1 protein-coding gene is annotated in these 1,327 nt (G+C 65.6%); it reads right to left on the reverse strand.

Annotation, left to right across the window (positions count from 1 at the left end; translation table 11 throughout):
- Positions 1-45: 45 nt before the first annotated feature.
- Entirely contained in the window at positions 46-1,248 is a 1,203-nt protein-coding gene (locus AC0L2V_RS32155) for an integrase core domain-containing protein (protein ID WP_473514085.1), read from the reverse strand.
- Positions 1,249-1,327: the final 79 nt, after the last annotated feature.

Genomic DNA, 1,327 nt, shown 5'->3' on the forward strand with positions numbered 1-1,327 from the left:
GTGTCCAGTTGATAGATGGGTAACACTTTGAACCGGATACATGGGTTACAGTTTTCCCCCTGTAGTGTCCGCCGCAGCGCCAAGCGGTTTGGTTGGCGCGGCGCTGCGGCGGACAAGCTTCATGCGCCTCGTGTCGAGGATCCCGAGCGGGTGGGCATGGAAGTTGAGCGCCCATTGGCCATCCTCGGTTTCGATGGCGGCGACCGCTTCGCCGGCCAGCGTCTTGGAAACGTAGACGAAACCACCGTTCCACCTGATCTCGCCATTGTGGCGCACGCTGCGCACTGCCGCCTCGGCCGGATAATCGGGCTCGGGCGGTGTCGCGGGCATGGCGCGCGACGAGGAGCGGTAATGCTGCGCCGGGGTGTCCATGGCCAGCGCCTCATGCGGACGCTCCTCATTGTAGCTGCGCCGGAAGGCTTCGAAAGCCTGGCCCTGGGCGGTTCTGTCGGCCTCCGGCGCCTTGGCCAGCGGCAGCATGGTCAGGTGGAAGCGCTCGTGGCATCCGTTCTGCTGCGGCTTGCCGGGTGCGATCCGCTCCAGCGTGATGCCGAGCTTGATAAAGCGCACCGACAGCGGCGTCAGCCCGGTGACGCCGGCCGACGCGAAAGGCGAGCCATTGTCGCTTCTGAACCGATCCGGCAGGCCATGTTCCTCAAACAGCCGCTCGAACACCGGCCAGGCCTCGTCGTCCGCCGTCGAGCCCGTCGCTTCGAGCGCCAAAAGGAAGCGGCACGACGCATCCATCACCGTCAACGGTTCGCAGCGCCACCCGTCACGGGTGCGGAACCAGCCCTTGTGGTCGCCCGTCCACACCGCGTTCGGCTCCTCGGCCGGCGGCCATGGTCCGTTGCCCGCCGCCTTCCAGCGGGCGCGCCGCCGACCGACAAGCCCATGCCGCTCCAGGATCGCGCCAGCCGTCGAGGCCGACGGCCAGGCCAACTCGGGAACGGTGCGCTTGAGCCGCGCCATGATCTTCTTCGGCCCCCACAGTGGATGTGCCTCCTTCGAAGCAACGATCCGCTCCACCAGATCCACCGCCGTCGCCCGGCCATGATTGAGCGGCGCCCGCGGCCGGTCATGCAGACCTTCCGGGCCGAACTCCCGGTACCGTCCCAGCCATTTGTAGCCGATCTTGCGCGACACCCCGAAGTCAGCACACAGCTGCGTCATCGTCTCATCACCCGCCAGGCACGCCACAACAAACCGAAGCCGCTCATCCATGATGTCAGTCTCTCGCCAAACCATCGCCAGTCCTCCCGGCAGAGGAGAAAACTGTCACCCATGCAATTAGTCCATTCTGTTACCTATCTATCCGGTTCGGACA

This window comes from Mesorhizobium sp. WSM4814, from assembly GCF_055811595.1.